Genomic DNA, 510 nt, shown 5'->3' on the forward strand with positions numbered 1-510 from the left:
GCAATGGCGCGGCGCTGGAATACATCGAGGTCACGGCGTCCGACATCGAGCAGGCCAACCGGTTGACGCATGAGGTGCTGGGCCGCAGCCTTGACGAGCTGCCGCCGCAGACGCGTCGGCTCTTGAGCCTGGTCGATACGCTGGTGGAAACGTCGGCCGCAGCGCTGGGAATCCGCCGCACCGAGTATCACTTTAGCCGCAAGGACGTGCGCGAGGCGACCGGCTGGGGAGACACCCAGCTCAAAATCCACCTTGGGCGACTGGCCGAGCTGGAATACCTGCTGGTGCACCGCGCCGAGCGTGGGCAGGGCTATGTGTATGAAATGCTGTATGACGGCGACGGCAACAATGCGCCGCACCTGACCGGCCTGCTTGATGCGGGAGCCTTGGACGACTACGACGGGCGGCGGTCGGGGCACGGTCACGCGCAGTCGGCCCCCGGTCGGCCCCTGGTCGGTGGGTGGTCGGCCCCCGGTCGGGCCGCGAAATCGGCCGCAACGCCAGTGCTGG

The 510-nt window shown here is 68.0% G+C and carries 1 pseudogene; it reads left to right on the forward strand.

The window, feature by feature from the left end:
- A pseudogene (locus tag PO883_RS34835) lies at positions 1 to 510 on the forward strand (DNA primase); the annotation flags it as partial.

Source organism: Massilia sp. DJPM01, from assembly GCF_030348125.1.
Lineage (GTDB): Bacteria > Pseudomonadota > Gammaproteobacteria > Burkholderiales > Burkholderiaceae_D > Telluria_A > Telluria_A frigida.